The 24,486-nt window shown below is 43.7% G+C and carries 22 protein-coding genes and 1 tRNA gene; 16 read left to right on the top strand and 7 right to left on the bottom strand.

All coding sequences use genetic code 11. The features are described 5' to 3' along the window. The first annotated feature begins 25 nt into the window (after positions 1-25). The gene (locus tag CTY47_RS01625) at positions 26-1,192 is read left to right on the top strand and encodes an efflux RND transporter periplasmic adaptor subunit (protein WP_099463123.1); all 1,167 of its coding nucleotides are present in this window, start codon (positions 26-28) and stop codon (positions 1,190-1,192) included. Next, the gene (locus CTY47_RS01620) at positions 1,189-5,661 is read left to right on the top strand and encodes a multidrug efflux RND transporter permease subunit (protein ID WP_099463122.1); all 4,473 of its coding nucleotides are present in this window, start codon (positions 1,189-1,191) and stop codon (positions 5,659-5,661) included. Before CTY47_RS01625 ends, CTY47_RS01620 begins: the two co-directional genes overlap by 4 nt. A gap of 159 nt (positions 5,662-5,820) precedes the next feature. Here the strand turns inward: CTY47_RS01620 and udk are convergent, their stop codons facing one another. Next, positions 5,821-6,441, bottom strand: a complete 621-nt coding sequence (udk, locus tag CTY47_RS01615; RefSeq protein ID WP_099463121.1) for a uridine kinase — start codon at positions 6,439-6,441, stop codon at positions 5,821-5,823. A 7-nt stretch (positions 6,442-6,448) separates the two neighbouring features. After that, positions 6,449-8,542 (bottom strand): S9 family peptidase, encoded by a 2,094-nt coding sequence (locus CTY47_RS01610; protein WP_199163382.1) that lies wholly within the window; start codon positions 8,540-8,542, stop codon positions 6,449-6,451. Between the two features lie 84 nt (positions 8,543-8,626). Here CTY47_RS01610 and CTY47_RS01605 point away from each other — a divergent pair, with 84 nt between their 5' ends. Further along, the gene (locus tag CTY47_RS01605) at positions 8,627-9,115 is read left to right on the top strand and encodes an SPOR domain-containing protein (RefSeq protein WP_099463120.1); all 489 of its coding nucleotides are present in this window, start codon (positions 8,627-8,629) and stop codon (positions 9,113-9,115) included. Positions 9,116-9,199: 84 nt separating this feature from the next. Next, positions 9,200-9,667 (top strand): WbuC family cupin fold metalloprotein, encoded by a 468-nt coding sequence (locus CTY47_RS01600; RefSeq protein WP_099463119.1) that lies wholly within the window; start codon positions 9,200-9,202, stop codon positions 9,665-9,667. A 13-nt stretch (positions 9,668-9,680) separates the two neighbouring features. On the opposite strand, the gene CTY47_RS01595 is transcribed toward CTY47_RS01600, so the two are convergent. The 3 genes from CTY47_RS01595 to CTY47_RS01585 all read right to left on the bottom strand — a co-directional run bounded on the left by CTY47_RS01595 (position 9,681) and on the right by CTY47_RS01585 (position 13,679). Next, positions 9,681-11,501: a peptidase U32 family protein gene (locus CTY47_RS01595; protein ID WP_099463118.1), complete on the bottom strand. Its 1,821-nt coding sequence runs from the start codon at positions 11,499-11,501 to the stop codon at positions 9,681-9,683. A 7-nt stretch (positions 11,502-11,508) separates the two neighbouring features. Then, a complete protein-coding gene (gene metA, locus CTY47_RS01590) occupies positions 11,509-12,441 on the bottom strand; it encodes a homoserine O-acetyltransferase MetA (RefSeq protein ID WP_099463117.1) in 933 nt (310 codons plus the stop codon). A gap of 179 nt (positions 12,442-12,620) precedes the next feature. Continuing rightward, positions 12,621-13,679 (bottom strand): class I fructose-bisphosphate aldolase, encoded by a 1,059-nt coding sequence (locus CTY47_RS01585; protein ID WP_099463116.1) that lies wholly within the window; start codon positions 13,677-13,679, stop codon positions 12,621-12,623. Between the two features lie 184 nt (positions 13,680-13,863). Between CTY47_RS01585 and CTY47_RS01580 the strand changes: the two genes are divergently transcribed. After that, positions 13,864-14,418: an NADH peroxidase gene (locus CTY47_RS01580; RefSeq protein ID WP_099463115.1), complete on the top strand. Its 555-nt coding sequence runs from the start codon at positions 13,864-13,866 to the stop codon at positions 14,416-14,418. A gap of 238 nt (positions 14,419-14,656) precedes the next feature. Here CTY47_RS01580 and CTY47_RS01575 read toward each other — a convergent pair whose 3' ends face one another. Together CTY47_RS01575 and CTY47_RS01570 are read right to left on the bottom strand one after the other, a co-directional pair. Then, positions 14,657-14,902 carry a hypothetical protein gene (locus tag CTY47_RS01575; RefSeq protein WP_099463114.1) on the bottom strand — a complete coding sequence of 82 codons (246 nt, stop codon included), beginning with the start codon at positions 14,900-14,902 and terminating at the stop codon, positions 14,657-14,659. 265 nt (positions 14,903-15,167) lie between these two features. Continuing rightward, the gene (locus CTY47_RS01570; protein WP_099463113.1) at positions 15,168-15,629 is read right to left on the bottom strand and encodes a methylated-DNA--[protein]-cysteine S-methyltransferase; all 462 of its coding nucleotides are present in this window, start codon (positions 15,627-15,629) and stop codon (positions 15,168-15,170) included. Positions 15,630-15,806: 177 nt separating this feature from the next. On the opposite strand from CTY47_RS01570, the gene CTY47_RS01565 reads away from it, so the two are divergent. The 11 genes from CTY47_RS01565 to CTY47_RS01510 all read left to right on the top strand — a co-directional run bounded on the left by CTY47_RS01565 (position 15,807) and on the right by CTY47_RS01510 (position 24,402). Further along, positions 15,807-15,891 (top strand) — tRNA-Ser (locus CTY47_RS01565). Between the two features lie 309 nt (positions 15,892-16,200). Beyond that, positions 16,201-17,421, top strand: coding sequence for a site-specific integrase (locus CTY47_RS01560; RefSeq protein WP_099463112.1), 1,221 nt, complete (start codon positions 16,201-16,203; stop codon positions 17,419-17,421). A gap of 140 nt (positions 17,422-17,561) precedes the next feature. Next, positions 17,562-20,294 carry a hypothetical protein gene (locus CTY47_RS17055; RefSeq protein ID WP_199163381.1) on the top strand — a complete coding sequence of 911 codons (2,733 nt, stop codon included), beginning with the start codon at positions 17,562-17,564 and terminating at the stop codon, positions 20,292-20,294. A gap of 1 nt (position 20,295) precedes the next feature. After that, positions 20,296-20,658, top strand: coding sequence for a hypothetical protein (locus tag CTY47_RS01545; RefSeq protein ID WP_099463111.1), 363 nt, complete (start codon positions 20,296-20,298; stop codon positions 20,656-20,658). Beyond that, on the top strand, positions 20,615-21,058 hold the full coding sequence (locus tag CTY47_RS01540; protein WP_233202067.1) for a structural protein P5: 444 nt from the start codon (positions 20,615-20,617) through the stop codon (positions 21,056-21,058). The genes CTY47_RS01545 and CTY47_RS01540 overlap by 44 nt, the downstream gene beginning before the upstream one ends. Continuing rightward, positions 21,058-21,528 (top strand): hypothetical protein, encoded by a 471-nt coding sequence (locus CTY47_RS01535; RefSeq protein WP_158228493.1) that lies wholly within the window; start codon positions 21,058-21,060, stop codon positions 21,526-21,528. The genes CTY47_RS01540 and CTY47_RS01535 overlap by 1 nt, the downstream gene beginning before the upstream one ends. Next, positions 21,522-22,310 carry a DNA adenine methylase gene (locus CTY47_RS01530; protein ID WP_099463108.1) on the top strand — a complete coding sequence of 263 codons (789 nt, stop codon included), beginning with the start codon at positions 21,522-21,524 and terminating at the stop codon, positions 22,308-22,310. The genes CTY47_RS01535 and CTY47_RS01530 overlap by 7 nt, the downstream gene beginning before the upstream one ends. After that, complete coding sequence (locus CTY47_RS17205) at positions 22,289-23,485, top strand: DNA cytosine methyltransferase (protein WP_233202066.1); 1,197 nt, start codon at positions 22,289-22,291, stop codon at positions 23,483-23,485. Before CTY47_RS01530 ends, CTY47_RS17205 begins: the two co-directional genes overlap by 22 nt. Positions 23,486-23,581: 96 nt before the next feature. Further along, positions 23,582-23,809, top strand: a complete 228-nt coding sequence (locus CTY47_RS01520; RefSeq protein ID WP_099463107.1) for a hypothetical protein — start codon at positions 23,582-23,584, stop codon at positions 23,807-23,809. Positions 23,810-23,823: 14 nt separating this feature from the next. After that, positions 23,824-24,153 carry a hypothetical protein gene (locus tag CTY47_RS01515; protein ID WP_099463106.1) on the top strand — a complete coding sequence of 110 codons (330 nt, stop codon included), beginning with the start codon at positions 23,824-23,826 and terminating at the stop codon, positions 24,151-24,153. Between the two features lie 6 nt (positions 24,154-24,159). Next, positions 24,160-24,402 carry a hypothetical protein gene (locus CTY47_RS01510; protein ID WP_099463105.1) on the top strand — a complete coding sequence of 81 codons (243 nt, stop codon included), beginning with the start codon at positions 24,160-24,162 and terminating at the stop codon, positions 24,400-24,402. The last annotated feature ends 84 nt before the right edge of the window (positions 24,403-24,486 follow it).

Here is a 24,486-nt window from a genome sequence, read left to right as displayed (position 1 = left end):
ACAAGAATATAATTATAGGAATAGAATGGATAAATTAGGATTAGTCAAGGCAAAGATTGTTTTAGTGGCCTTTTTGATTGTATTTACCGGATGTCGGAATAAGGAGCAGTCGCAATTACCTCTTGTTATTGTGGATAAACCTGCAAAGGAAGATGTCCAGATATTTGGTGAATACGTAGGACGTATTCGTGCTGCCAGTTTTGTGGAGGTACATGCAAGAGTGGAAGGTTACCTTGAAAAAATGTTGTTTGAAGAGGGAAAGCAAGTAAAACAAGGAGAACCTCTTTACATTATCAATTCGGCACCGTATAAAGCCCGTGTAGAAAAGGCTAAGGCTCAGTTGAAGAAAGATCAGGCTCAAGCTGCCAAGGCAAAAAGAGATGTAGAACGCCTTACGCCTTTATATGAACAACATGCTGCCAGCCAGCTTGATTTGGACAATGCGGTTGCTGCTCTTGAAAATGCAGAAGCGAATATCGCTATCAGTAAAGCCGATTTAGATAATGCTCAACTAGAACTGGGCTATACGGTAGTAACTTCTCCTATATCGGGATATATAAGCGAACGTTTTGTGGATGTAGGTGCTTTGGTCGGGCCAGGGGTAAATTCTAAACTGGCAGCTGTTGTGAAAAGTGATACCGTATTAGTGGATTTTAAAATGACGGCTTTGGATTATTTGCGTGCAGAGCGTCGTAATGTAAAATTCGGAGAGCAGGATACTACCCGCAACTGGCAACCAACTGTTACTGTAACCCTTGCAGACGATTCTGAATATCCGGTGAAGGGTATTGTAAATTTTTCTGATCCGCTTGTCGATCCTCAGACTGGAACTTTTGGTGTTCGTGCGGAGCTATCTAATCCAAATCAAAAATTATTACCCGGACAATTTACCCGTGTGAAACTTTTGTTGGATGTGCGTGAAAGAGCTATTGTAGTACCTCGTAAAGCCCTTAGTATTGAAAAAGGCGGTGCGTTCATTTATGTTATCCGTAAAGACGGTATTGCTGAAAAACGATTTGTTCAGACAGGTCCGGAAATTGGAAATAAAGTAGTTGTGGAGCGTGGTCTAGGTGAAAATGAAGAGGTAGTTATAGAAGGTTACCACAAACTGACACCTGGAATTAAGGTACGTCCTGTTAATGCTAACGATGAAAAAGCAATACAAAAACTAAGAGAGGAGGACGGAGAATGAAACCAGGATTTTTTATAGATCGTCCCGTTTTTTCAACCGTACTTTCCATCGTAATTGTTATAATTGGTATTATTGGTCTGGTAATGCTGCCTGTAGATCAATACCCGCAGATTACACCTCCGGTTGTAAAAATCAATGCCTCTTATCCCGGAGCTAGTGCCTTGACTGTATCACAAGCAGTTGCTACCCCGATTGAACAGGAGTTGAACGGAACTCCCGGCATGATTTATATGCAGAGTAGTAGTTCTAATTCGGGAGGATTAAGTATAACTGTTACTTTTGACGTATCGGCTGATCCGGATTTGGCGGCTGTTGAAATACAAAATCGGGTAAAACTGGCCGAAAGCCGTCTGCCAACGGAAGTTATACAAAATGGTATCACTATTGAAAAACAGGCTCCCAGTCAACTTATGACCCTGAGTTTGATGTCGGACGATCCGAAATTTGATGAAATCTATCTTAGCAACTTTGCTACGATTAATGTATTGGATGTATTACGCCGTATTCCAGGGGTAGGCCGTGTGTCGAATATTGGCAGCCGTTATTATGGTATGCAGATATGGGTGTATCCAGACCGTTTGGCTAATATGGGACTGACCGTGAAAGATCTGCAAGATGCCCTGAAGGATCAGAACCGGGAGTCGGCTGCCGGAGAGCTGGGAAAACAGCCTGTATTGGATGTAGACATAACATTGCCGATAACAGCTCCCGGCCGTCTTTCTACAGTAAAAGAATTTGAAGATATTGTTGTACGTGCTAATCCGGACGGTTCTATTGTGCGTATGCGTGATGTCGCCCGTGTTTCTCTGGAAGCATCTTCGTATTCGACCGAGAGTGGAATTAACGGTAAAAATGCAGCTATCCTGGGTATTTATATGCTTCCGGGGGCCAATGCTTTGGAGGTTGCCGATAATGTAAAAGCCGCTATGAAAGAGATCAGCAAGAATTTCCCGGAGGGTCTGGAGTACAATTTCCCATTCGATATGACGGAATATATTTCGCAATCAGTGCATGAAGTATATAAAACTCTTTTCGAAGCCCTGTTTTTAGTGATTCTGGTTGTATTCCTTTCTTTACAAAACTGGCGTGCGGCTCTGATACCGACAATTGCTGTTCCTATATCTTTGATCGGAACATTCGGCTTTATGCTAATATTGGGTTTCTCTTTAAATATGTTGACTCTGTTGGGTTTGATTCTGGCCATTGGTATCGTAGTGGATGATGCTATAGTAGTAGTAGAGAATGTTGAACGTATTATGGCCGAACAAAAGTTATCTGCACGCGAAGCAACTCATCTTGCCATGCGTGAATTATCGGGGGCTTTGATTGCAACTTCTATGGTGCTGGCTGCTGTATTTGTGCCTGTTAGTTTTCTTGGCGGGATAACAGGACAGCTTTATCGTCAGTTTTCGGTAACGATTGTGGTCTCTGTATTACTTTCGACAGTGGTTGCCTTGACTTTGAGTCCGGCTATGTGTGCTATATTATTACGTCCGTCCCATAAAAAGAAGCCTTTTGTTTTTCGTAAGATAAATATCTGGTTAGCCAAAGGGAATAAGTCGTATACAAGATTATTGCGGAAAGCAATCCGTAATCCCCGTCGTGTTTTGGCAGGTTTCGGTATGGCGTTGGTTGCTATTTTTATATTGAACCGTGCTTTGCCTACCAGTTTCATTCCTGAAGAAGACCAGGGATTCTTTACGGTTGAATTAGAAATGCCGGAAGGCGCAACTTTGGAGCGTATGCGCCACGTGACTGACCGTGCCATTGAATTCTTTGAAAATCATCCGGCTGTTGCCTATGTACAAAATGTTACCGGTAGTAGTCCCCGTATAGGAACATCCCAAAGCCGGGCTACCCTTACCGTTATTTTGAAACCTTGGGAAGAACGCAAATCTTCTGAAATGAAAGTAGAGGATGTAATGACGGCTGCCCGTAAAGAGTTTTACTATTATCCCGAGATAAAAGCCTATTTTAATCGTCCGCCTGTCATACCCGGCTTGGGCGAAAGCGGCGGTTTGGAAATGCAACTGGAAGCCCGTGGGGATGCTACATGGGATAATCTGGTTAGTGCTACCGATACATTTCTTTATTATGCATCGAAAGCACCGGAGTTGCAAGGTGTTTCGTCTGCAATGCAATCCGAGATACCCCAGTTGTATTTTGATGTTGACCGCGACCGGGCAAAGTTCCTGGGTATTCCGTTGTCTGATATATTCTCTACCATGAAGGCTTATCTGGGGTCTGTATATGTGAACGATTTTAATATGTTTAACCGTATTTATCGTGTATATATCCAGGCGGAAGCACCTTATCGTGCTACTCAGGATAATATAGGTTTGTTTTTTGTACGTGCCAAGAACGGAGCCATGGTACCGCTTACGGCGTTGGGAACAACACAGTATACAACCGGTCCCGGTACAATTAAACGTTTCAATATGTTTTCTACTTCGTCAATCAACGCAGTTGCAGCTCCAGGATACAGTACCGGTGAAGCGATGGCTGCTATGGAACGGATTGCCCGCGAGCATTTGCCGGAAAATATAGGTTTGGAGTGGAGCGGTCTGTCTTATCAGGAGAAACAGGCAGGAGGACAAACCGGTTTCGTGATGGCATTGGTTTTTCTGTTCGTCTTTCTGTTTCTGGCTGCCCAATATGAAAGTTGGATTGTGCCTATAGCCGTTTTGTTGTCATTGCCTATAGCCGCTTTAGGTGCTTATCTTGGTGTATGGATTACGGGACTGGAAAATGATGTTTACTTTCAGATAGGCTTGGTTACATTGATTGGGTTGGCAGCTAAAAATGCAATCCTGATTGTAGAATTTGCTAAAGTGCAGGTCGATTCGGGTGTGGATGTAGTGAAGGCAGCCATACATGCTGCCCAGTTGCGGTTTCGTCCGATCCTGATGACTTCATTGGCATTCGTGCTGGGAATGTTGCCTATGGTATTGGCAAGCGGTCCGGGTTCGGCCTCCCGTCATAGTATAGGTACCGGCGTGTTTTTTGGTATGTTGGTTGCTATTACGGTAGGTATTGTGATGGTTCCTTTCTTCTTTGTATTGATATATAGGATACGAGGAAAACTGCGTATGGCACGTATTCTTAAACGTCATTATTGCATAGCTGTACTGGCAGTTTCTCTGGTTGGATTGTCTTCCTGTAAAATAGGAGAAAAGTATGCCCGCCCGGAATTGAATCTTCCGGCGGAAATAGAGACAGGAGCCGACAGTACATCCGTTTCGGACATTCCCTGGCAGAGCCTTTATACTGATTCCACTTTACAGGAGCTGATAAATAAGGCTTTGGAAAATAATAAGGATATGAAGATCGCTGCAGCCAAAGTGAAAGAAATGATTGCAGCTAAACGTATCTCTTTTGCCAATATGTTTCCGCAGGTAGATGCCAGGCTATACGGGCAGAAAGAAAAACTGAACTATGGAGGTGATGATCCCAAACCCGATCCTGAATATGGAGCAAAGTTAGCTTTGTCGTGGGAACTGGATTTGTGGGGAAATCTTCGTTGGGCGAATGAAGCGGATATTGCTGTCTACATGCAATCTGTAGAAGCCCAGCGTGCTTTAAAACTAACACTTGTAGCCGAGGTAGCCGCTAATTATTATGAATTATGTGCTCTTGACAGGGAGTTGAATATTGTACAGCAAACATTGGCGGCACGTCGCGAAGGTGTACGGTTGGCTAAGCTCCGGTATGAAGGAGGCCTCACATCTGAAACAGCCTACAATCAGGCACAGGTGGAATTGGCAAAAACAGAAACTCTTATTCCCAGTCTGGAACGTGAAATAAAGGTGAAGGAGAATGATCTTGCCGTGCTGTTAGGCGAATATACATTCAAGTCGCCGCAAGGACTGTCTCTTAGCTGCCAGCATTTGCCCGAGACTTTGCCGGTAGGTCTTCCTTCTTCATTGCTCGAACGCCGTCCGGATATGCGCCGGGCTGAGCAGCAATTACGAGAAGCAAATGCACGGGTAGGGGTTGCCCGTACGGATCTATTTCCTAAAATCCGTCTTACCGGCAACCTGGGTTTTGAAAGTGATGAATTAAGCAATCTTATAAAGAGCCCGGCCTGGTTTATTGTCGGCGATCTTGTGCAGCCCCTTTTTGCCCTGGGAAAAAATAAAGCAAAAGTGAAAGTGGCGAAAGCCCGTTATGAACAAGAATTATATGGTTACCAGAAAAGTGTATTGGAAGCCTTTAAGGAGGTGAATAATGCTATTGTGACTATTCATAAGGTGAAAGAAATACGGGCTTCGCGTGCACGGTTGGAAGTTTCGGCACGTAAATATCTGGATCTGGCACAATTGCAATATATTAATGGAGTTATCAGTTATCTGGATGTGCTGGACGCACAGCGTGGTTATTTTGATGCGCAGGTAGGTCTGAATAATGCCGTATTGGACGAATTGCTTGCCGTTGTTTATTTGTATAAAGCTTTGGGCGGAGGATATTGACCGGATAATTCCAAAGAGTTTGGAGTTATGCCTCCAAAGTGTTTAGAGTTATGCTTGCAAAGTGTTTAGAGTTATGCTTGCAAGGTGTTTAGAGTTATGGGTGCAAAGTGTTTGGAGTTATAACTCCAAACACTTTGCACAAAAAAGAGGCCTCTTTTCTTATCTGTTTTTCAAGTTTAAGTTCTTTTCGATAAACATTCTCAGAATATTTATGGCTATTTTGTTATTGCCACCTTGCGGAATAATAAGGTCTGCATAACGTTTGGAAGGCTCTATGAATTGTAAATGCATAGGTTTAAGAACACGGGTGTAACGTTCCATTACGGCTTCTGCCGTACGGCCGCGTTCTACCACATCACGCTGGATTACGCGTATCAGACGTTCGTCGGAATCGGCATCTACAAAGACCTTTAAGTCCATTAAATTGCGTAATTTCTTATCGCATAACGCTAAAATGCCTTCTATTATTATCACGTCCCGTGGTTCTATATGAATGGTTTCCTGCTGACGGGTGCATGTAAGAAAAGAATAGGTAGGTTGTTCTATGCTCTTTCCTTCTTTTAACATCGTCACATGCTGGGATAGCAACGACCATTCGAAAGCATCGGGGTGGTCGAAATTTATATTCTGACGTTCTTCCACAGGAACATGGCTACTGTCTTTATAATAAGAGTCCTGAGGAAGCAGGACAACCTCTCCCTCAGGCAGACTCTCTATAATTTTACGTACTACGGTGGTTTTACCCGAACCGGTTCCGCCGGCGATACCTATTATGAGCATACTTCCTTTATTTTTTCAGCCATTTGTCTAACCATTCAAAGAAAGTGCGCTGCCATAGAATACCATTTTGTGGCTTGAGCACCCAATGGTTTTCGTCCGGGAAGATCAGCAATTCGGCCGGAACGCCTCGAAGAACAGCTGCATTGAAAGCTGCCATTCCCTGATTGGCAAGAATACGATAATCTTTTTCTCCGTGAATACATAAGATTGGCGTATCCCATTTATCTACGAAATTATGCGGGGAATTGGCAAATGTATTTTGTGCTGTTTTATTATCTTTTTCCCAATAAGCGCCACCCATATCCCAGTTGGCGAACCACATTTCTTCTGTTTCAAGATATTGCATTTCCATATTGAAAATACCATCGTGAGCTATAAATGCTTTGAAACGTTTGTTGTGATGTCCGGCGAGCCAATACACGGAGAATCCCCCGAAGCTGGCGCCTACGCATCCAAGGTTCTCTTTATCTACAAACGGCTCTTTGCTCATATCATCGATAGCTGTGAAGTAGTCTTTCATGCACTGGCCGCCATAATCGCCACTAACTGCTTCGTTCCATTCCATTCCAAAACCTGGCAGACCGCGACGGTTAGGTGCAACAATAATATAATCATTGGCAGCCATTATCTGGAAGTTCCAACGATATGACCAGAATTGGCTGACCGGACTTTGAGGGCCGCCTTCGCAGAAGAGTAAAGTAGGATACTTCTTGTTCGGATCAAATTGCGGGGGATAGATTACCCATGTCAGCATCTCTTTTCCATCAGTTGTTTTCATCCAGCGTTCTTCCACATTACCCATAGTCAACTGGTCATAGATATGTTTGTTTTCGGAAGTTATCTGTGTTGCTTCGCCATTCAGGCTAACGGCATAGATTTCGTCGCCCATACTCATTGATTGCCGCTTGGCTATCAGTTTGTCGCCAAACAGGGCAACAGCACTGTAATCGTGCATTCCACTGGTAACCGGTTTTACGGAACAGGCGGCTACATCGGCAGAATATATTTGTATTTCTCCGTGCCATATACCCGTGAAATAAATGTTCTTAGAGTCGTTGCTCCAACAGAATTCGTTAACGTTGGAATCGAAGTCTTTGCTGATAAAATTCTTCTCTCCGGTTTCCAGATTCATTACCATAAGACGGTTCTGGTCGGCTTCGTAGCCATCACGCTCCATACTTAGCCAGGCGATACTTTTGCCATCGGGCGAGTATTGCGGATTCGTGTCATAGCCCATATTGCCCTCGGTAATATTGCTTGTCTGTTTCGTATTCAGATCGTAAACATATATATCCGAATTGGTGGAGAAGGCATATTCTTTGCCTGTCTTTTTGCGGCTGGTATAGGCAATCTTATCCGATGTCGTATTCCATGCCAGTTGTTCAATGCCGCCAAAAGGTTTCATAGGGCTTTCAAACAATTCGCCTTCCATCACGTCGATAACATTACCGATGGTATTACCGTCGAAATCGGCAATAAAAGGATGGGGCGCAGTTGTTACCCATTCGTCCCAGTGTTTATACATCAGGTCTGTAATAATGATACCACTGGTTTTGTCTAAATCAGGATATTTGTCGGTTGAGCTTTTTACTGTTTTTACCTGGGATATAAAGAGTATCTTTTTCTCATTGGGTGAGAAGGCGAAGCCTTCGATATTGCCATCATATTTGGATAGCTGTTTACGGTCGGTTCCGTCGGGATTCATTTCCCAAAGCTGGCTGCTTCCACTTTCAGAAGATAGAAAGGCGATTTTGGTTCCTCCTTTTATCCATACGGCATTGTTTTCCGAATACGGTGTTGATGTGATTTGTTTATTGTCTGATCCGTCTGCGTTAATCACGAAGACTTCGCGATTGCTTTTATTCTGAGGCACGTTGTAATAGGCTACAGTATAAACGATTTTCTTTGCATCAGGCGAAACACAAAAATCGCCAATACGTCCCATAGCCCAAAGTGTCTCCGGTGTCATACGTCCGGACGGCACTTTAATTTCCGAACGTCCGATAAGAGGAGCTTCACTGTCGGCCTTTTTAGCCTCTTGTGTACAAGCACCTAACAATACGGATGTTGCCATAACCATTGTTCCGATAGTTTTATTCATGTACTTTATAAATATTATGTTATGAGTGCGAAAGTACTAAATATAATTTATATCTTTGCGTAATTAATTTAAGAACTGAACAGTATGAATAAGATTTGGTTATTTGGAGCCGCAATAAGTATGGTATTAGCACTTGGCTCATGTAAACCTAAACAGAGTGCGTACAAAGCTGCTTATGAACAAGCTAAGGAAAAAGAAACCACGGCTCCTGTTGAGGTAGTAGAGGATACTGAAGTTGTTGAAGACGTTACTCCGGTTTCAAAACCACGGGTATCATCGGCAACTACGCGTACGGAAAGAATTAATGCTGCACAAGGCGAAGATGCCAGCCGTTTGAAACGTTACAGCGTTGTAATTGGCAGTTTTAAGAATCGTACCAATGCTTACTCATTAAAGGAACGCATGCAGAGAGATGGTTACAATGCCGTATTAGGTGAAAACGAACAAGGTATGCTCCGTGTTATTGTTGCCAGTTTCGACAATAAAGCTGATGCTGCTGACAGCCGCGATGCTATTAAATCCAAATATGCTCCAAACTTCCAGGATGCCTGGTTGCTGGAAAGACAGTATTGATAAAATATAATATTAATAAAAAAGCCATTTCAAATGATCTTGAAATGGCTTTTTTATTAAATGTAAAACCTTTATTGTTCAATTATGAAAATCATAAACACAATATTGCTGGACGAAATAACGGCAAAAGCCAAACAATCGCCCCGCATGCGAATGAATTATAACTTTCATGAAAAGCTGGATGATCCGGTTAACCGTTTGCTTAATGCGATGGAACCGGGCACTTATTTACGTCCTCACCGTCATTTGAATCCTGCAAAAGATGAAATATTTCTTCTTTTGCGTGGGCGGGTTGCCGTATTTCTTTTTGATGAAACTGGAGAAATCACGGATACACTTGTTCTTGATCCTCTTGCTGGAATATATGGTGCCGAGATAAAGGCCGGTGTGTGGCACGGATTGTTGGTGCTTGATAGCGGATCGGTTATATACGAAGTAAAGCAGGGTCCGTTCGCACCTTTAAGCCCGGAAAATATGGCTCCTTGGAGTCCGGCAGTAGAGGATACAGAAGCTGTACGGTTATATATGCAGAAATTGGCAGCGGCTCTTTAAAATATATGTTGCCCTATTGTTTATTATCAGCATACACAAGCATCTGGCAGTTCTTGCAGTCGAACTGTAAACGTAAGCGGGTATCTTTATACAAAAGGTAGTATGGTTCCTTGAAAACGGATGTGGGCTTTTGAAAAATAGGACATGCCTTTATTGAAAAACGGATACAATGTTTTGTAAACATTAGCGGCACGTCTTTTTGTGGGGCAAGCTCAAATGCAGGAGCTATCCGTGTTACTCCATGTGTCTTGTAAAACGCTTCGGCCAGACTGTTCGCTACATTTCCCAAATAGGTAAGCGAATGCTCCGGATAAGGCGTGTCATTCGTAGTACATTTTGATAGTTCGCGGCGGTATCGAATACGACGGCAGGCTAATAATTTTTCTACTCCTTCACGACGCATATCTGCAAGTAATGAAGAAGGAACGAACCAGTTCTCTGATAAGTTTACTTCTACTTCGGATGTTTCAAAAGGCGTATTGCCTAATTTACTTAATTGGGTACGGATGTTATCTTGTTGGTCGCGCCGTGCTGCCTCCTTCTCAAATGGACGGGTGACGAGAATATGGGCTCCGGTTTCGTCGCTCATTTCCAGAGAAAAACCGAATGAGTTATCAGAGAAACAAATATAGGTAGCGAGTTTTCGTTCTGCCGAAGGTTTGGACAGTTGTTTTTCAAAAGCCTGATCGAAGTTCCGGTATATAGGTGTTTTAGGGAGAAGTGCGGGCATTTCTAATGGAAAAACCTTGTTTGCATCTACGCGGTTTACACGGAAGCCTTCCAGTTCTCCCCGTGAATTAAAGAATGCCAGGCCATCACCATTGTTGAGTTGTTTTAATCCGGCTATGGTAAATGAGTTTCCTTTTATTTCTTTTACTGTCCCTATTGGTTCGCCTAATGATTTTGGAGTATCGAAAGCCGTTATATCATCTGTTCGTTTCTCTGTTAAAAAAGGAGTGAAGCCACGATTGAAGCTTTTTTCTACGGCCGGTTCAAAGGAAAATGAACTCATTCCTGAGGATGCCCTGCGGTATTCCGGATGACGGGATAAAATATCATCCAGCTTTTTACGGTAAAAAGCAGTGATGTTTTTTACATAACTTACGTCTTTCAGGCGTCCTTCTATTTTAAAAGATGAGGCACCTGCTTCTATCAAAGCTTCAAGATTTTCGGACCTGTTCATGTCTCGCAATGATAGCAAGTGCTTATTGTTTGCTATTATTTTGCCATCAGCATCTACTAATGTGTAAGGGAGGCGGCAGTATTGGGCACATTCGCCCCGGTTTGCACTGCGTCCGCTTAGGGCAGCACTCAGATAGCACTGACCGCTATAGCTTACACAAAGAGCCCCATGTACGAAAACTTCTAAGGGAACGCTGGTTTGTTCGTAGATAGAGCGGATCTGATTAAGTGACAGTTCTCGTGCAAGCACAACTTGAGTGAATCCTGCATTTTGTAGGAATTTGACTTTTTCGGGAGTACGGTTGTCTGTTTGCGTACTGGCGTGCAAGGGAATTGGTGGTATATCCAACCGGGTGATTCCCATATCTTGTATAATCAATGCATCGGTTCCTGCATCATATAACTGGCGAATGAGAAGTTCGGCTTCCTTTAATTCGTTTTCTTTTAGTATCGTATTGAGTGCTACATAAATGCGTGCATCGTAAATGTGAGCATAATCGCATAATGCACTGATATCTTCTAAAGAGTTTCCTGCAGCGGCACGGGCGCCGAATTTTGGAGCTCCGATGTAAACGGCATCGGCTCCGTGATTAATAGCTTCGATACCGCAAGTTAAATCTTTAGCTGGAGCAAGTAATTCTATCGTACGCATAAACAGATCAGAGACTTCCTAAATTTTTAATATCTTCTATACGGAATGGTGTTTCCTGGTAAACGTAATAGTTCAGCCAGTTGGTGAAAAGCAGATTTGCATGTCCCCGCCAACGTACAACAGGACCTTGGGCCGGATCGTTGTTGCGGTAATAATTGCGGGGAACGGAGATTGATAAACCCTTGTTGATATCACGTACATATTCGTCATTCAATGTATATGGCGAATATTCTGAATGTCCGGTGATAAAAAACTCCCGGCCTCCACGTGCCATTGCCATGTAAACACCGGATTCCTGGCTTTCTGAAAGAAGTGTTAATTCAGGTACTTTACGGATGTCTTCGCGCCGGACTTCGGTATGACGGCTGTGTGGTACATAAAATTCGTCGTCAAATCCCCGGAATATCGGCAGATACGGTTCACGCAATGTATGACGGAATACGCCAAACATTTTGGCTGGTAAATCATATTTGGGTACGTCATAGAAATGGTAAAGACCAGCCTGAGCTGCCCAACATATGTAAAGTGTAGAAGTAACATGAGTTCGTGCCCAGTCGAATATGCAGGTAATTTCATCCCAGTAGGCCACCTCTTCGAAAGCCATTTGTTCTACCGGGGCACCTGTTATAATCATACCATCGTAGTAATCTGCAGCAATATCGTCAAAATCTTTGTAAAATTCCTGCATGTGCTCGATCGGTGTATTTTTAGGAGTATGTCCTTTTATCTTCATAAAATCCAGTTCTACCTGTAATGGTGTATTACTAAGTAGGCGGATAAGATCCGTTTCTGTAGTTATCTTAAGTGGCATCAGATTAAGAACGACAACACGCAATGGGCGGATATCTTGTTCCGAAGCCCTGAGAGAGTCCATTACAAAAATGTGTTCCTTTTTCAGCAGCTCAATAGCCGGTAGGTTTTTCTGTAAATTTAAAGGCATGATATTTTTGTATTTGTTTGAAGCTACAAAGATAGAAATTAGTTGAGAGTTGACAAGTTAGAGATAGCTGGTTTTTATTTGATGATGAACTTCATAGATAAAGGTGGTGGTTTAGACTTAGGTGCGTAATAAAAAAGCTGTCTGGTAAAGACAGCTTTTATGATTGATTGGCTATTTGACTATGCAATTGTTATTTCATGATCAAGATAAACATCCTGTATAGCGTTGAGTAATTCGACGCCATCTTTCATAGATTTCTGAAAAGCCTTACGACCGCTTATAAGCCCCATGCCGCCGGCACGCTTATTTACAACAGCAGTAACTACTGCATCTTTCAGATCGGAAGCTCCATGTGATTCGCCACCGGAATTAATCAGACCGACGCGCCCCATATAGCTATTCGCTACCTGATAGCGGCAGAGATCAATAGGATGTTCGGTAGTTAGCTCCGTATACATCTTTTGGTTTATTTTACCGAAGTTGATAGCTGTAAAACCTCCGTTGTTGACAGGAAGTTTTTGTTTTACAATATCAGCTTTGATGGTAACACCCAAATGATTAGCCTGTCCTGTCAGGTCAGCAGCTTCGTGATAGTCTACTCCGTCTTTTTTGAAAGCGTTATTGCGTAGATAGCACCATAAAACGGTAGCCATTCCTAATTCGTGTGCATATTCGAATGCTTCGGCTACTTGTATCAATTGTTGCCTACTTTCTTGTGACCCGAAATAAATAGTAGCACCTACGGCTACAGCTCCCATATTCCATGCCTCTTTAACCGTTCCGAACATGATCTGATTGTAAGTGTTGGGGTAACTTAACAGCTCATTATGATTAAGTTTTACTAAGAATGGTATTTTATGTGCATACTTTCGGGCAACGTTACCTAATACCCCAAAAGTAGAGGCAACAGCATTACAACCGCCTTCAATGGCTAGTTTGACAATGTTTTCAGGATCAAAATAAAGAGGGTTCGGAGCAAAAGATGCTCCGGCAGTATGCTCTATACCTTGATCCACCGGTAAAATGGAAACATAACCGGTGTTTGCCAACCGACCATGTCCCAATATTGCTTGCAAGCTGTTTAATGTTTGGATGTTTCTGTCCGAAGCAATCCAAACGTCGTCAATTAGTGTAGGAGAGGGTATATGTATAAGAGACTTGTCTATCGTTTTACAAGAATGGTTTAGATAAAACTCGCTTTTGTCGCCAAGAAGGCTTTTGATTTTTGAAGTATCCATAGTATTATATATTTATTTCTATATATTAGTAACAGCGTAAAAGGAAAATAAGTTTTATAGTTTTTATCAATTACTATATAGAAGAAATCTATTGGGAAAGTTCTTTTGTTTTCGATTGTTTAGTTAATTTTGTCAACGGAAACCAATCAATTTTATATAATAACCAATAAAAAATTACACAGCGATGAAGAAAAAATGGATATGCACAGTATGCGGTTATGTACATGAAGGTGATGAAGCTCCTGAATTTTGCCCTCAATGTAAACAGCCTAAAAGCAAGTTTAAAGAGTTGGTAGAAAGCGAAGGCGCATTGAAGTTCGTTGACGAACACGTATTAGGTGTTGCAAAAGGTGTTGATCCTGTTATATTGGAAGGTTTAAATGCCCATTTTATGGGAGAATGTACCGAAGTCGGTATGTATTTGGCTATGAGTCGTCAGGCTGATCGTGAAGGTTATCCTGAAGTGGCTGAGGCATTTAAACGTTATGCTTGGGAAGAAGCTGAGCATGCGGCTAAATTTGCAGAACTGTTAGGCGATGTTGTTTGGGATACAAAAACAAATCTTAAAAAACGTATGGAAGCAGAAGCCGGCGCTTGTGAAGATAAAAAGCGTATTGCTACATTGGCTAAGCAACAAAACCTGGATGCAATCCACGACACAGTACATGAAATGTGTAAAGATGAAGCTCGTCACGGCAAAGGGTTTGAAGGTTTATACAATCGCTATTTTAAAAAGTGATTTGTAGGAATATAGATTACAAAATGAATTTTGAAGAGGGCATCTTTTATAAGATGCCTTTTTTGATAACCGTTTGATGCGCCAAGTCTTTAGTTTCATCCCGATAAAACTATTTTTTCATCCTGATGAAACTGTTTTTTTATCCCGATAAAAAAATAAAAGAATTCCTTTCTCTGTCTGATAAATTACGGGAGCTGCTTCTTGAAAAATAACTGTTATTTTATCAGTATTTCGAATATTAAACTTGCAGGACTTCCTGGGTTACAAAAAGAGAATGCTCCTCCATGGTATAAACCCCGTTCTTTTTTCGCAGTAAGGTGATGATGTTATTCTCATTCAAAGCGAAAGGAATTTCGAATGTCTTTTCTTCAGCATCATACAATGCGAATGTATAATCGTTAACCGCTCCGTTGCTGTAATTGGTACCCGGGAATACATGGTCTGTGGATTTGCCTTCGTACGGAAAAGAACTGAATACCTTCATGTAGTCATAGGAGTTGTCTTGTTGGCTGGGGATAAATCCTTTCAGAGTAACCGGGATGCATCTTTTCCGGGGATGTATAGATTATCTGTATAAGTAGTGCTATGATTAAACGAATAACCGTATCTGGTTTCCAGCGTAACATTATTGATCTAAACTGATTGCACTAAGGGATAGTAGTAGTGTTCCGAATAAATTTTCAGCTCTCATATCTGTTGAGTTTATGATACTTTGCAAAAAGGAGGTTGTATGGCTTCTTTTTTTATGTTTATTTCTTTTCTTTTTCCAGATTAAGCAGATATTCTTTTGCAGGTAATCCGCCTCCATATCCAACTAATTTTCCATTTGATCCTATTACACGATGGCAAGGCACGATAATGGAAATAGGGTTTCTGTTATTAGCCATTCCGACTGCTCTGCAGGCTTTAGGGTTGCCAGCAGCTTCGGCTACTTGTTTATAACTCCACGTTTCTCCGTAAGGTATAGTAGTTAATACTGTCCAGACCTTCTTTTGGAAAGGAGTTCCTTCGGGATTCAACGGCAAATCGAAAGTCGTTCTTTTTCTTGCAAAATATTCCTCGATTTGTTGAAAGGCTTTTTTTATCAAAGGTGTTTCTTTATATATTGCCTGATTTGGGTATGATGAGTAGGCAATCCGTGTAACCGCATTTTCATCTGCTTGAATTTCCAGTTGTCCGACCGGAGTAGAGTATGAATAATAATAGTTCATTGTCCTTATCTTTTATAGTTAAACTAATCTTACAAAGTAAGTCTATTTTTTGAGTATAAAAAACAGATATGTTTTCTTTTCTGTCAAAAAAATAGTTTGAAATATTTGGAACTAATAGGAGATAACATTATCTTTGCACCCGAAATAAAAACAAGGAGCAATCCTTGAACTAGTATTGGAGAGATGGCAGAGTGGTCGATTGCGGCGGTCTTGAAAACCGTTGAACTGAGAGGTTCCTGGGGTTCGAATCCCTATCTCTCCGCTGAGAATAAATGAGGTAGTTATTATAACTGCCTCATTTTCTTTTGTATAGGTTTGAGTTTCAAAGGGTTCGGACACGAAAGTGTCCACGATATGACCACTCAGGTTACGATTCATGCCCTCAAAAAAGGGGTACAATAGACAGAAATGGACACTTAAACGTAACCTACTCGTAACCAGAGTAGACATCTGCGTGTAACCAATAACCTAATGTCCTTGATTGTCTATCACCTGACTACTTTTGTCTACAAGACGCTATTTTTCAGCATCTTATTAGTTACTAACTTTGTATCACTAAAAAAGATGGATCATGAAGAAGAGCAGTTTTTCAATCATTTTCGTAACCCAAAACGGGAAGCCGAAAGCAGACGGACGAGTACCAATCTTAGCTCGTATCACGGTAAATGGCGAGATGTGCCATTTTTCAACACGCCAAACCATCCTTCCCGGCCGTTGGGTGGCTAAGGACTACCGCACAATGGGGCGTACCCCAGAGGAGAAACAAATCAACGAAGTGCTTGAACAGTTTAAATCGACAATCAAGCGCAAGTATGAGTCGTGGGTTAGCAAAGGCGAGGTTGTCACGGCCAGTAAAATCAAGAACTCGATAATGAGCCTTGATGAAAACTCCAAACAGCTAATCGAACTTTGCGACCTCTTTGTTGCGGACTACGAGAAGCTCACCGCCTCAAGAGGTTACGGCCAAGAGAGTCTATTCCGCTACCAACTCACTCGCACCCGCTTGCAGGAGTTTCTCAAAGATGAATACAAGACAAACGACATCCCGCTTGCCGATATCAACAAGCGGATGTTAGACAAACTCTACCTTTGGTTGATTACCGAAAAGAAACTTGCCAACAACACCGCAACCAAATTCATTCACCGCTGCTCCTCGATTTATCGGGTTGCTTACGACAACGGTTGGGTGAAAGCCAACCCCTTCAAAAGCATCAAGCTACATCTTGACAAGGTAGACCGAGGCTATTTGACCCAACAAGAACTTGCCCGAATGATGCAAAAAGAGTTTGCCACCAAGCGTTTGGAGTTGGTGCGAGATATTTTTGCGTTCAGCTGCTATACGGGATTTGCCTATATTGACGTAACCCGCCTGACCAAAGATATGCTTGAAGAGCGAGGCGATGGCACGATTTGGATATGCACCCATCGGCAGAAGACTAAAGTTCCGGTAAATATCCGCCTGCTCGATATTCCTAAGATGATTATCGACAAATATGCAGGTCAGGCAAAGGGAGATAAATTACTCCCCGTCCCGAGTAATCAGAAAATGAATGACTACCTAAAAGAGATAGCTGCCATCTGTGGAATCGACAAACCAATCTCGTATCACGTTGCACGCCATACGTTTGCGACCCAAATTTGCCTCTCAAACGGAGTGCCGATGGAGTCGGTCAGCAAGATGCTCGGTCACACCAACATAAAAACGACTCAACTTTATGCACGCATCACTGACCAGAAAGTCAGCCACGATATGGAGATATTGGCACAGAAGCTAAATGCCGTAACAATCTAAACTTCAAAACAGATTGACGAACCGTCCTCACAAGGGGCGGTTTTTTTTTGTAACTGAGACAAAGTTTCCACAAAGCGTTTTCCGCCACCTCTACCTTTACCTCGGTGTCTACGGACACTCCGAATTAAAATTAAAGGTAGATGGCTAATTTTGGATTAAGATATTACGCAGAACTTCGCAGCAAGCACAAGGAGGTCTTTTGGCGAGTAGAGATCGCCGAGAGAGGATTCGTGGGCAAATCGGAGGAGATGGCTTTCGATGGCGGCAGTCCGCTCTCCATCACCTGGGAGAAGCGTGGTGATGAGTTCTTTATCCCCGTCAAGGCATCCGAGGCTACCGTCAATATTCTATGTCAACGCAACTTTCACTACATCAACCTCTTTACTTCCGACCCTCGCAAGTTTAGGGTGTCGGTCTATCGGAATACCAAACTTTATTGGCGAGGATATGTTGTAGCCGACCTCTACTCCGAGAACTTTACCGCACCACCTTATCAGGTTTCCATCAAAGCGGTGGATGGATTCAATCTGCTCTCAAGCATTCCATTTAAGAACTTAGACAATACACCCATCACGGGCCGCAAATCCGTATGGGAGTTGGTTGCGAGTTGCATTGACCTGTTGGAATTGGAGGTCAATGTGGCCGACTGGATGGATCTTTATGCTGAGGGGATGACCGAAAGCATCTCTCCGTTGCGGCAGGTCTATATTGATATGGAGCGGTTCTATGCTGTTTATTCTGATCCCACTTATAGGGACGTGTTGGAACTCTGCCTGCGCCCCTTTGCCGGACAGATTTTTCAGAGCAATGGTGCACTGCATATTCGCCGAACGGTAAGTCTCTACAACGACACTCGTCCGATGAGTTTTTATTCGGTGGGCAAGGAGTTTCCGGTAGGTTGGATTATTACGGCAAACGGGCAGCATCTCGAAACACATACCGGAGAACCGATTATTACGGAATCCACTCGTGAACGGATCGAAAGTATGTGGGAGAATGATATCAACGTGCAAGGCGAGTCGGTGATGGATATTGTTCCGGCAATTCGCAAGGTATCTGTGGGAGTGAAAAACAAGATGATGACCAACATCATCTCGCAGATGGGACTCTATAATATGGATAACTGGTACGATCCCGAAGAGTTCTTGGTGCTTCAGAACGAAAATACACTCCGTTTTACTGGTGATTCCGACAGACAAGGATGGATTATCAACTTCAAAGGTTATCCTGTTCAGCAATGCTCCTACACCCTTACATTGGAGTATAACCTTAAAATCGGCATTAGCCGTTACTCTTCTTTGGGCAGTGGCCGCCCTGCCGATGTGGAACTTATTGTGGAGTATGGCTTTAAGTTGGTGGGTGCAATTGTTACCTACTGGCTGATGGACGATGGCACGTGGACTTCGAGGGAGGAGCTGTTGGAGGACAAAATCAAACTCTCGGTGGATGTCAACAAGAAGATCGAGGTGAAGGGCTTTCCGATCAGTGGTCAATTTGTAATGGTCATCAAACAGAACCTCAAAGGCTACAGCTCCGGACGCAATGCCTATTTCGAGTCGTTCTATATCTCTGACATCAAAATGGAGATTGACACTGGGGATGATTATGAGAACTCGCTCAAGTATGAGGTCTTTTCCAATCCTGCCAATAACGTGGATATGAGTGTATCGCTCCCAATTGCCGATATTCCCAATATCCCCAACGACCAACTTGTCTATTCACTCTACTTTACCGACTACACCGGAAAACCTACCCGAATGTGGCGCAGCAAGGGTGGCAATGACTACAACTCGCTGGTAAACCATATTGTAGCCTGCGCCCTACGATACAAACAACTTCCCGGCAAACGGATCGGAGGCGAGATGTTTACCGGAAAGCACATTGATATGAACACCGTTGTTCAAGATGATAAGTATCTACGTTCGGGATTCTATGTGAACTCCATTGAGTTGAACTGCCTGCAGGATAGCTACAATTCTGAACTGGTAGAGATGCCAGGACTGCTCCGCAAGGAGTTTCCGCCCGTTGGCGATGATTGTATTAAGTTGTGCGACCTTCCTTTTACTGTTGCTAAGAGCATCCGTTGCATCAATCAGATTGTGATGCTCTCCACCGATAATTCCATATACACCTATGATACGGTATCGGGATATATCACTCGGCTCTTTGCTTTTTCCAAGCCCGTCAAGATTTTTCCTGCCGATAACGCCTTTACCATTGTGGACGGCAGTTCGATTCGTGTAGTGGATTATCGAGGTGTAGTCATTCGCCAACTCAATCGGGAGTACTCCGACATGGCCACCTTTATGAACAAGTATATCTATATCATTGCCACTTATGGCGGCCGAGTAACTACCAAAGGGTTATCTCGTCCGGAGTATAAATACACCTATACCACTTACCGCCGAGGATACGGATTCGACTACACTACCATTGCCGGAGATATCACGGGTATCGAAAAATCATTTTCCACGATTGCCATCAACACCACCACCAAAGCCTATCTGCATGATTGTCGGGTCAATATGGATTTGCTGATGACAGGATTGGAAGATAGTGCGGAGGTGAAAAGCATCTCGGACTACTTTATCTGCCAAAACTCCACCACGCAATTCAAAATATACCGCCGCAACTCTCTTTTGGATAATACAATGGTCAAGAGCTATTCGGGGCGTGCCGATTTTGCCGACCACACTTTGGGCGAGGTGGCATTCTCGCAAAGCGGCGCAATCAAGCTTTGGGTATATCGTACCAACACCACTCGTTCGGTCAAGAACTTGGCGGGTGGCAGTTCAGCTATCAAAGGACTCTACTACATCAACGGTGAGCTATACATCCTCAGAGAAAAATCACTTTTTAAATACATACCATAGAATGGAGACAGTAAGCATTATTCTAAATTTTCTATTGGCAAGCGGACTTTTGGGAACGCTGCTCTTTTTTCGGGCCAAACGCCGTCAGGAGGTGGCGCAGGCTGACTCTGCCGAAATCAGCAACACCGAACAGGTGGTTAAGATTCAGGCGGAACACATCACCCGTCTGGACGGGCGAGTCGAGAAGTTGGAGGAGAAGGTCGATAAACTTGAAATCATCATCGAGAAGAAGGACTTTGAGATCGACCGCAAACAGACCATTATCCGCCAGGCCTACAAATGCGAGGTATCAAACGACAAATGCCCCGTACTAATAAAGTATGCCGAGGTGGAGAAACGCAGGAAGGAGGCCAATCGTGAGTAGAGGTATTTCTAATTGCAATCCCGGAAATATCCGAATTTCCAAAGTGAAGTATCTCGGAGAGATTACTCCATCCAAAGATAAAGCGTTCAAACAGTTCGAGTCGATGGCTTACGGCTATCGGGCGATGTTCGTATTACTGCATACTTACAGCAAAAACGGTAACAAGACCATTCGGCAGATGATTTCGAGGTATGCGCCACCCATCGAAAACCACACGGAGAACTACATCAAGTTTGTTTCCGAACGTTCCGGCATCTTTGCCGATGTGAAGTTGGATACCAACGATCCTGCCGAGATGATTCCGGTGGTGTCGGCCATGAGTCAGATGGAGAACGGTGTGCCTGCTGTTCCGGAGCAGGTACGACAAGGATGGGAACTGTTTATGGCCCACAAACCATGATGAGAGCGATACTAATATTTCTACTGCTATTATGCAGTTGCTCACCGCTGAAACGAATTCAGCGCAGTGAGAAGAAAGACAGTGTGGTGGTTGACAAAACGGTCACGGAGTTGATCAGAAATGAGGTTGAAAGACAAATCGGCTCGTTATCTCAAACCATTGTGGAGTTTTATCCTCCGCAGGAATTCCCCATTATCGATAAGCCTCAAGAGGTAAAAATAAGGAGTGACTCAACAGTAGCAATCAGCCCGCTACCAATCAAGCGTATCATCCGCACCGAGATAAATACCCAATCTGATAAGTCAAGCGTAACCGACAGCATCGTCCATCAGAATATTCAGACTCAAGTCAAAACGGATGTTGCTGAACAGATTGTCGAAAAACCTCCGGCAGCGGTATCGTGGATAAAGTGGGCGGCTATTGCCCTTGTCGTTATTCTAATCATTTTAATTGTCATCAAATTATGGTAAAACCGTTACTCAAAACACCGGTATCCTATTACGGAGGCAAGCAAACGCTCCTCAAACATATCCTGCCGTTAATCCCCAAGCACACTCTTTTTACGGAAGCATTTTGTGGAGGCTGTGCTGTGTTCTTTGCCAAAGAGCCTGCAGACTGCGAAGTGATCAACGATATGAATCGAGAACTGATCAACTTCTATCGTATCGCCCAAACTCGCTATCCGGAACTCAAAGCCCAACTTGACGGAACGCTTCATAGTCGTGACTCGCACGCTCACGCCCGACATATTAATGCTTATCCGGAGTTTTTTACAGAAATAGAGCGTGCCTGGGCGGTGTGGGTATGTAGCAAGATGGGCTTTGCTTCGATGTTGGACGGCACGTTTGGTTACGACCGCAGCGGAACAACGGCCCTAAAGCTCTTTAATGCCAAGGATAGTTTTACCGAAATGCTGTGTAATCGGCTACAAAAAGTGACCATCGAAAATGGAGATGGCATCCGTGTGATTACTCGCTATGACTGCGAAACAGCATTCCATTTTGTCGATCCTCCTTATGTCGGTAGTGATTGTGGCCACTATGCAGGCTCATTCAATGAGGAGAATTTCTCTCAACTCTTGGAAACACTCGCTCAAATCAAAGGCAAATTTATGCTGACGATGTTTCCACACGATAAGATCCGAGAGTTCGCAGACCGCCACAAATGGAAGATCCACAAGATCGAACGTACCATCTCGGCAAGTAAAACCTCACGCAGAAGACAGGAAGAATGGATCACGACAAACTATTGACCCACGGATCTCTGTTCAGCGGTATCGGAGGATTCGACCTGGCGGCAGAGTGGGCAGGCTTTCAAAATATCTTCCATGCTGATAACAACGACTTCTGCCGTCAGGCACTCGAACATCAATTTCCAAACTCAGACAGCTATGCAGACATCACAACCACCGACTTTTCAAAATACAGAGATAGGATTACCGTACTCACCGGAGGGTTTCCCTGCCAGCCCTTCTCCCTGGCAGGCAAGCGAAAGGGAGCGGCAGACGACCGTTACCTCTGGCCGGCAATGCTTGGCATCATTCGACAGGTCAGACCGACTTGGATTATTGGTGAGAATGTTATTGGAATCGCCTCGATGGTACTCCCCGGTACGGTCGTTAAAGTGGAAGACGAAACCAATTTGCTCATTGAGGATCATCGAGTCATCGAAACCGAGGAACAACGATTCGTTATTGACCGAATCTGTGAGGATCTTGAGCAAGCGGGATATTCCGTCCAACCGCTTGTTATTCCGGCTTGCAGCATCGGCGCGCCCCACAAACGAGATCGAGTGTGGTTCGTTGCACGACTTAATGAAACGGGAACTGCTCCCGACTCCAGTCGCCTCGGATGCCACGATGGGGGCGGTGATCGGCAAGGAGGATACGTTCCGGATTACCTCGACAGGAATGCCACGCAAAGTGAACCGCAACGGACAGGATGGCAGCGTGGGATTGGCGAGATTGGTGAAGCTGTGGGATCTGTTACCCACGCCGACTGCCACCGATGCGACTCGTGGCGGGGAGTTCGTAACGGGCAACCGCAAGATTCGTCCGAGCGGAACGGAGTACAGCCTGACGCTGAACGACCTGGCAAAGAGCGGACTGCTGCCTACACCTGTAGCGAGCGACCGCAACGGAGGCTCGACTCGAACCGACCCTGCTCGGCAGTTCAGTTGTGCGTTGCAGGACTATGTACACGGGGTAGCACAACAGAAAGACGAATCGTTGATTGGACACTCTTCCCAACTCAACCCCCGATTTACCCTGGAGATGATGGGATTCCCCGCCAATTGGCTGGACAGCCCTTATCACACAAAAAGTGGCGAACCGAAGCTGTAAAAGCGTGTGGTAATGCTATCGTTCCGCAGGTGGCCCATGAGATTCTGCGAGCTATCTATCAAGTTGAGTTAAATATCTCTGAATAAGTGAATTATTATCGCAAAAAGATGCGAAATCACTGGCGTGTTCCAAATAAAAGTGCGTACTTAGCGGTACAATAAAGAACTAAAATAGAGTACGTTATGAATACAAATAGTTACGATTGGCAAGCAAAATCAAAGCAGGTTAAAGAGGTTTATGGCCTGCGCCACCGCCCCGATATTTTAAGCAACCGCACATCAGCCTTCGAATGGGCCAATGGGATGAAGAAACTGCACTTTGTGATTCTCGGTGACGATTGCAAATTCTGGGTGGTTTGCCCGGCAGATGCCTCTCGGTTGATTAAGGCAGGATACGAGTACGCTAAATAAAAGCAAACACGATTATGACAACGGCAATTATCGGATTTACCAACCCGGACGGTACAATCAAATCCATCATCCTGAATGCAGATGGTTATCCCGGCCATGCAGGAGAAATGCTTGTCGAGTATTTCAATACACCCGAATTGGCAAGCCAACTTATCAATGGCGGCAACCTGCGATCAATCGACACGACCATCGACACCTGCGAATACTACAAAGACCGCCAAGGTGAGGATTGGGAGGACATCAAGCCCAAAATCTACCGCAACTTTGGACACTATTTAAATAACAAAGCCGGAACCGATTACCTCTACCTCTTCCAAGACGGCAAATGGCATTTAAAAGAATAATAAACAATGAAACTACGGAATTTTATAGCTTGCCTGGATCAAGCGAAGCGCAATCTGCAAAAGCAGTGTGCAGATAACGGATTTACAGTTGATCTACTCGAAATCAGTGAGAATGCCGATATATGCTTGCTACACGAAAAGTACCTGCAAATTACCTACACCACCGATGATTATCAAACCTATATAATTGCGGAGATAGAGGGCGACAAACTGACTTTTATCGAAGTTGAGTTTCAAGAGTACGAATAATACATATAGTAGAACGTTCACTATTCCCCCGGTTTTTCTGACCGGGGAATAGCTCGTAAAATAATCGCATAATTATCTGAAAAT

This window comes from Parabacteroides provencensis (assembly GCF_900232875.1).
Classification (GTDB): Bacteria; Bacteroidota; Bacteroidia; order Bacteroidales; family Tannerellaceae; genus Parabacteroides; species Parabacteroides chinchillae.
Note: the sequence above shows the minus strand (reverse complement) of the source record. Positions and strands in the feature narration are given on the sequence as shown.